Source organism: Thermoflexus sp. (genome assembly GCF_042408365.1).
Taxonomy (GTDB): domain Bacteria; phylum Chloroflexota; class Anaerolineae; order Thermoflexales; family Thermoflexaceae; genus Thermoflexus.
Window position 1 is genome coordinate 1 of record NZ_JBHOQJ010000084.1, and the last position, 7,176, is coordinate 7,176.

A 7,176-nucleotide genomic window follows, 5' to 3' on the forward strand; every position below is an offset into this window, starting at 1 on the left:
CCTTTGGCGCCCGGCTCCGCCCCTAAAACTGTTTTCCTCCCCTGGTTTGTAGTAGAGCGCTTCAGCGCCCGTTTCCACGGCCGTGGGGAGGGAGGAAGCAGGGAGGCGGGGCCCTTCCGTCTCCTCTCACGAGCTCCGAACTGCGTCACTCCCACAAAGCTCAGCTCTATGTTCCCTCAGGAACTTCCCACCACCGGATCGCCCGCAGGTGACGTGGATATAGGTTCTTCAAGCGCCCTCGTTCCGCGCGGGCCCAGCCGAGGGGAAAGCCCTCCAAAGCGATCAGAACCCACCCTTCTGCCCACGGCCCCTCCAGCAGATGCCCCTGTAAATAGGCCGTCACTTGAGGATCCCCGAGAGGAAGATCGAGAACCCGATGGACCTCCCTTGAAGTCACCGCCATGGCGAGGGCGTGATCCGGCTCAAACCGATCCTTCCGCAAGCGCCCCAGCCACCACCCCGGCCGCAGGACCCGAAGCCCTCGCCACAACGCGGGGGCCATCGGCGTCCGATAGACCTGATCTTCCCACAAAATCAGCCCCTCATCGGACAATGGGGTGGTCATGGCCTCTGCCCAAAACGTCTCCAGGGCCCGTCGGGCCCGTCCCGGAAGGTCGCTCTCCGGCCTCGGTCGAGAGGGCCGCTCATCGCCCGCGCGCCGGAAGAGAGCGTAAAAGTGCCCATGGCCTGGGCCGCGGTGGGGCCACAGCCGCACCGCCCGGATCAGGCGGGGGTCCCCACCATCGACCCATTCGGGATGGCCATGGTCGAAAGCTGGATGGCGCGGCGGATCCACCAAATCGAAATCCGGATGTGCTTTGAGGAAGAAATCCACCACCCCTTCGTTTTCCTCAGGGGCAAAGGTGCAGGTTGCATAGAGCAACCACCCGCCTGGACGCACCATCCGGGCCGCCTCAAAAAGGATCGCCTTTTGAAGCCCGGCCGAGCGTCGAACCCGATCCACGCTCCAGGCCCGGATCGCCTCAGGGTCCCGGGCAAACATCCCTTCTCCGGAGCACGGGGCGTCCACCAGCACCCGATCGAACAGCCCCTCCCAGCGATCTGCCAGACGCCGAGGGGATTCGTTGACCAGGATCGCGTGCGTGACCCCGAGGCGTTCGACGTTTAAGGCCAGGATCGAGGCCCGTCGGGGCTGGATCTCGTTCGCCACCAGGACGCCGGCGTTCTGCATTCGCGCGGCGATGTGCGTGGTTTTCCCGCCCGGCGCAGCCGCCAGATCCAGCACCCATTCCCCGGGCTGGGGGTCCAGCAGAAGGGCCGCAACCATCGCCGAAGGATCCTGAAGATAATACAATCCAGCCGCGTGATAAGGATGGAGCCCCGGCCGGGCCTCCGGATCCTCGATCACGAAACCCTCTGGGCACCAGGGGACGGGCGAAAGCGGAAAGGGCGAGCGGGCCCGGAAGGCTTCGGGGGCAATCTTTAATGTGTTGACCCGGAGGCCTGTTCGATAAGGGCCCGCTAAAGCTTGAAGGAAGACTTCTGCCTCGGGACCCAGCCAGGCTTGCATCCGCTCGATGAAGCGCTTGGGAAGTGTTTGCATCTCAAAGCTCCTCTTATGAGCTTTTAGGCGGCCTCCCATCCCTCAAGCATCTTTCTCCTCTCTCCCCGCAGCCCAAAGGGCTGCGGGGAGAGAGGAGTGCTTCTTCCACATTGGATGGTTCGATAGCACCGAACCCGCTTTCAAGCTGTTTCCCCTGGGGATCTTTGGAGCTGGGTGCCGGTGAGGATGGCACCCAGCTCCAAAGGATTTCTCTCCTCTCCCCCTGCCCTTCGGACAGCAGGAGAGGCCATTCGCTCTCTCCATCCCATATCCCTAAAACAAATATCGATGAAGCACTGGCCGGGTTGAAGCGCACACATGCCCTAAACCGTTAAACCAGTATGAACCGCTCCTAATTGTGCAGTCCGGAAAAGACGGCGTATAATCCGCCAGGAGGGAGAGGAAGCGATGGACGACCAGCAGCTCCAGTTTCCCATCGAACATCCCGGGCCTTCACCGGAGCCGATGGGCGAACGAAGCGCCCATCCTGTAGTTACATTTTTGCGCGAGCTGATCGAAACAGTGCTGGTCGTGGTGGTGGCCATGGCCTTAGTGAACACCACCACGGCCCGGTTTCGCATCGAGGGTTCCAGCATGGAGCCCAATCTGCACGACGGGGAATACGTGCTGATCAACAAGGTCAGCTACTGGTTCAGCTCACCCCGTCGGGGGGATGTGGTAGTCTTTCGCTTCCCCCATGACCCTTCCCGCGATTTCATCAAGCGGATCATCGGCCTGCCTGGGGAGACCGTGGCGATCCGGGATGGCAAGGTGTTCATCAACGGACGCCCTCTTGAAGAACCCTACATCCGAGGTCCGATGGTTTACACCTATGGGCCTGTGACCCTGGGGCCCGACGAATATTTCGTCCTGGGCGATAATCGGAACGCTTCCAACGATTCCCATAACTGGGGCATGCTCCCTCGCTCGGCCATCATCGGGAAAGCGGAGCTGATCTACTGGCCTCCCTCCCGATGGGGGCTGATCCGGAACCCCCTTCAAGGAGCGGCGCCGTGAGCGTTCATATGACGTGGACTCGGGAAGCGCTGGCGGCGCGGATCGACCATACTTTGCTTCGCCCGGAAGCCACACCCGCGGACATCGATCGGCTATGTGAGGAGGCGCGGCGTTATGGCTGTGCCGCGGTGTGTGTGAACCCGATCTACGTGGCGCGGGCCGTTGCCCGACTGGCCGGCACGTCAATCAAGGTGGCCACCGTGGTGGGATTTCCCCTGGGCGCTAGCCTGACGGCGACCAAGGTGGCTGAAGCGGCCTTAGCCCTCGGCCAAGGCGCGCAGGAGATCGACGTGGTCCTGCCCATCGGCCTGCTGAAAGCCGGGGAGATCGATAGAGTCCGGGCGGATCTTCAGGCGGTAACAGCCACATGTCACGCCGCTGGCGCCCTTTGCAAGGTGATCCTGGAGACGGCGCTGTTAACGCCGGAGGAGAAAACCTTAGCTGCCCGCCTGGCCGTGGAAGCTGGCGCGGATTTCGTAAAGACCTCCACTGGCTTCGGGCCGGGCGGCGCTACGGTGGAAGATGTGGCCCTCCTTCGCCGTGTGGTGGGTTCTTCGATCGGCGTGAAAGCCGCTGGGGGAATTCGAACAGCGGAGCAGGCCATCGCCATGATCGAGGCGGGAGCCAACCGCCTGGGAACCAGCGCCACGGTGGCCATCCTGGAGGCCCTGCCGTCTGCCTCTCCTGCGCCGGAGGGTGGGATCTCAGTTTCCTAATCTCAGAATCCATGGAGGCGCTCATGTGGCCGTGCCCCAACTGCCGGATCGGTTATATGCGGCCACGTCGGATCACTTACGCGGGCTATCATGGGGACCTCTTCGTCGTGGTGCCGAACATGCCGGCTTATATCTGCGATGTATGCGGGAACCGGCAATACGATGAGGAGGCCCTGATGCAACTGATCCCGCTGATCGGCCCCCGGGAAGAGAGCGGGCGGGCTCAGGATCTCGGTTCGGAGCCTATGGATCGGCCCTCGGGGCCCGAATGGGGAACCCACCGTCGTCCCGCATGATGAAGACCCAAGGACGCTGTTGCAAACCGAAATGCCCATGCCAGGCCTCGTCGCCTGGCCAACCTTCTCCTACCTGCCGAAGACCTTGATTCCTCAGGCTTGTGAACAGCATGCGCCTCCTGCGTCGCGAAGCGACGTCAGGTGGCAACACCCCCTGGCAGGCAGGGCCGGCCTTCCAACCGGATGAACACGCCGATGGCATGTTCTTAGCAAACGGGGGTTGGGCCGCATCCCTCCCAGCACCTGACTGATGGTATGGCCGAGAGCCGAAGAGCAAGCACATCAAGGCAGTGATTGGAGAAATGCAAACAGATCAGCCAGGTCGGCGTCGCTCATCTGCCAGCGCGGCATATCCGGGCTCAGCGGCTTCCCATCGGGATGTTGACCGTACACAACGGCCTTGCGGAAAGTCTCCAAATCATATTCGCCGTGGCCGCCACCATGTTCATCGGATTCGCTCGAGAGCGCTGCGATGCGAATATCGGGGGCATCCATCACGGTCATGTGCATGATGTGCTGGCCCCCACGTGCAGTTGGACCATGGCAGGCAGCGCACGTCAAGTACGAACCCATCATCATACCGCCAAAGGCCGGGCCGCCCTGATAACGGATCGGCCCACTGCGGCTGCTGGTGGCCGTGAAGTAAATCCGCTCGCCGTTGGCAACGCTGGGGGCATCGCCCAAAGGAGTCCCGGATCGACCGCCCGGCGGCGTGAGCGAAGGTCCCCTGGCGAACCCGCAGGCGGTCAGTGCGAAACCCAACCCCAGCAGAAGAAACACCTTGTTGTGCGTCCAGACCCCTTTCATTGTTCACCTCCTCAGAGGTAGCAATCAACCGGCAGATACCGCCGCCGATAGGCGCTCGCCGCGCAGCAGTTGAGCATTGATGGCGACAATGACCGTGCTGAGCGACATGAAAAGTGCCCCAAGGGCCGGGGAGAACAGGATGCCCCAGGGAGCCAGGACGCCTGCCGCCAACGGCAGCGCAATGATGTTGTAGCCCGCCGCCCACCACAGGTTTTGGACCATCTTGCGGTAGCTGGCGCGGCTCAGGGCGATGACCTTGACCACATCCAGCGGGTTGCTCTTGACCAGGATCACGCCCGCCGATTCAATGGCTACGTTCGTGCCGCCGCCGATGGCTATGCCGACATCGGCTTTGGTCAGGGCGGGAGCATCGTTGATGCCATCGCCAACCATGGCAACCCGCTTGCCCTGCGCCTGCAGCTCAGCGATTTTCTGAACTTTGTGCTCCGGCAGCACTTCGGCGAAGAAGCGATCAATGCCCAATTCGGCCGCGACGGCCTGGGCCACCTCACGGCTGTCACCGGTCAGCATCGCGACCTCAACCCCCATCTCGTGCAGCCGGCGGACGGCTTCTTTGCTTTCGGGGCGCACGACGTCGGCCACGGCGAAGGCGGCGACCACCTGCCCATCGGCCACCAAATAGACCGCCGACTGCACCTTCTCCCCCGCAGCCTGGGCAAAGGCGTTGAGATGCGCAGGCAGGCGCAAGCCCAGCATCTCCAGCAAACGCGGGCCGCCCACATAAACCGGCTTGCCATCAAGAGAGGCTTGCACGCCGCGTCCTTTCAAGGCGGTGAACCCGCTCACGGAAGGCAGCGCCAGCCCACGGCCCTGCGCCGCCCGGTGCAGGGCTTGGGCGATCGGATGCTCCGAGTCGCCTTCGATGGCGGCCGCCAGGGCGAGCGCGTCCTCCTCACTCCAGCCCTCAGCCACCGCCATGCCCACCACCCCGAATTGACCCTCGGTCAGCGTCCCCGTCTTATCAAAGACCACCACGTCAATATCGCGAGCGGCTTCCAACGCCAGCCGGTCACGCACCAGGATGCCGTTCTTGGCCCCCAGGGCCGTGGTGATGGCAACCACCAGCGGCACGGCCAGGCCGAGCGCATGTGGGCAGGCGATGACCAGCACGGTGACGACGCGCTTGAGGACCTCGACGTTGAAGCCGACGGCGACGATCCACCCCACGGCGGTCAGAGCGGCTACGGCCAAGGCGATGTAGAACAGCCAGCCGGCGGCCCGGTCGGCGAGCACCTGAGTGGGAGACTTGGACTGCTGGGCTTGCTCCACGAGGCGCATGATGCCTGCCAGGGCCGTCTGGTCGCCGGTCGCGGTGACCCGGATGCGTAAGCTGCCATCGCCGTTGATGGTGCCGGCGATGACTTTGGCGCCGGGTTGCTTACGGACCGGGCGGGATTCGCCGCTGATCATCGCCTCGTTGACGCTGGACTCGCCCTCCACCACTTCGCCATCGGCCGGTACGCTTGCACCCGGGCGTACCAGCACGAGGTCCCCCACACGCAACGCAGAGGTGGGCACGGTTTCAACACGGCCATCGGGCAAAAGGCGTTCGGCGGTATCGGGCATAAGTTTGGCCAGTTCGTTCAGCGCACCGGAGGCCTGACGCACCGAACGCATCTCCAGCCAGTGACCGAGGAGCATCACGTCAATCAGGGTGACCAGCTCCCAGAAAAACCCCTCCCCCAACCCGGCGAGTTGCGCCAAAAGGCTGTAGACAAAGGCAATGGAGATCGCCAGCGAGATGAGGGTCATCATGCCAGGCCTGCGATGGCGCAGCTCGGGAACAGCCATTTGCAGGAAGGGCACGCCACCGTAGCCGAAGATGACCAGCGAGAACAAGAAAGGAATCCACTCGCTGCCGGGGAAGACAGGCGCTTCGAGGCCCAACCCCCGTTGAAGCGCGGGGCTGAAGATCAATACCGGCACGCTGAGCGCCAGGCAGATCCAGAAGCGGGTGCGGAACATCCGCTCGTGTCCGGTGTGGTCGATGTGGCTTTTGCCGCGCCCGGCGTGGGCAGCGTGTCGAGCGGGCGGTTCGGGCATGGCATGGGCAGAGTGGCCTTCTGGAGCGCCCGCGGTAGGGTGCATGTGCTCATGGGACATCGGGTGAGCCATGTGGGCATCGTGTTGATCTTCACGTTCGGTTTGAGATCGGTTCATAGAGTACCTCCGTAAATCACGTTCATCCCGTTCCTGGACCCGTGCGACTTCGTGATCCGGCAAGGGTTTGAGGACACATCGGCCTGTACCCAGGCAGTAACCACCCAGCATGGGATGCCGATCTCCGCATTTGTATCGCGTGAGAGCGGCCGAATAGTTGATGTGAAAGAAGCGCCTCGGAAGGACATACCCGGAGAAAAACAATTGGGTTGGAAGAGACGCGAGGCAGTAGCCGGGCGGAATGAGCGAAGGCACAATGGTAGCGAAGACGTCCCGAATTCCCTGGGCGGATAGAGTCCGTCACAGCTCCTTTCCGAAAATGGAAGCGAGAAAGCGAAAGAGAAAAGCAATTTCCAATAGGACTGGATGAAAGCTGCTTCTTATGACATGCTATAGATGTGCTGCTATCTACACTTTAATTATGTCCTTAACGCCCACTTTGTCAAGATCCGGACGCGGATCTTCAGGGCTTTTCAAGGTGCCAACAAAGACGGCATCACCGTGAGGAGGTGGATGGCTCCTCCCCCTTTCTCCCTCCTCCCTGCGGCCCAGAAGGCCGCAGGGAGGAGGGAGAAAAAATTTTTCGGGGGCTGGG

At 62.5% G+C, this 7,176-nt stretch carries 7 protein-coding genes; 3 read left to right on the forward strand and 4 right to left on the reverse strand.

The window, feature by feature from the left end; genetic code table 11:
- Positions 1-166: 166 nt before the first annotated feature.
- A complete protein-coding gene (locus ACFMO5_RS03510) occupies positions 167-1,564 on the reverse strand; it encodes an RsmB/NOP family class I SAM-dependent RNA methyltransferase (RefSeq protein ID WP_376791377.1) in 1,398 nt (465 codons plus the stop codon).
- Between the two features lie 408 nt (positions 1,565-1,972).
- Between ACFMO5_RS03510 and lepB the strand changes: the two genes are divergently transcribed.
- Genes lepB through ACFMO5_RS03525 form a run of 3 tightly spaced genes read left to right on the forward strand, consistent with a single transcriptional unit; the run spans position 1,973 to position 3,593 of the window.
- A complete protein-coding gene (gene lepB / locus ACFMO5_RS03515; protein WP_376791378.1) occupies positions 1,973-2,581 on the forward strand; it encodes a signal peptidase I in 609 nt (202 codons plus the stop codon).
- Positions 2,578-3,297, forward strand: coding sequence for a deoxyribose-phosphate aldolase (deoC, locus tag ACFMO5_RS03520; protein WP_376791379.1), 720 nt, complete (start codon positions 2,578-2,580; stop codon positions 3,295-3,297). The genes lepB and deoC overlap by 4 nt, the downstream gene beginning before the upstream one ends.
- A 23-nt stretch (positions 3,298-3,320) precedes the next feature.
- On the forward strand, positions 3,321-3,593 hold the full coding sequence (locus ACFMO5_RS03525; protein ID WP_376791380.1) for a YgiT-type zinc finger protein: 273 nt from the start codon (positions 3,321-3,323) through the stop codon (positions 3,591-3,593).
- 282 nt (positions 3,594-3,875) lie between these two features.
- On the opposite strand, the gene ACFMO5_RS03530 is transcribed toward ACFMO5_RS03525, so the two are convergent.
- From ACFMO5_RS03530 to ACFMO5_RS03540, 3 genes are all read right to left on the reverse strand, one after another.
- Positions 3,876-4,400: a c-type cytochrome gene (locus ACFMO5_RS03530; protein ID WP_376791381.1), complete on the reverse strand. Its 525-nt coding sequence runs from the start codon at positions 4,398-4,400 to the stop codon at positions 3,876-3,878.
- A 24-nt stretch (positions 4,401-4,424) separates the two neighbouring features.
- Positions 4,425-6,581 (reverse strand): copper-translocating P-type ATPase, encoded by a 2,157-nt coding sequence (locus ACFMO5_RS03535; protein WP_376791382.1) that lies wholly within the window; start codon positions 6,579-6,581, stop codon positions 4,425-4,427.
- Between the two features lie 408 nt (positions 6,582-6,989).
- Positions 6,990-7,176: hypothetical protein (locus tag ACFMO5_RS03540; RefSeq protein ID WP_376791383.1), on the reverse strand; the 187-nt coding region annotated here is incomplete at its 5' end.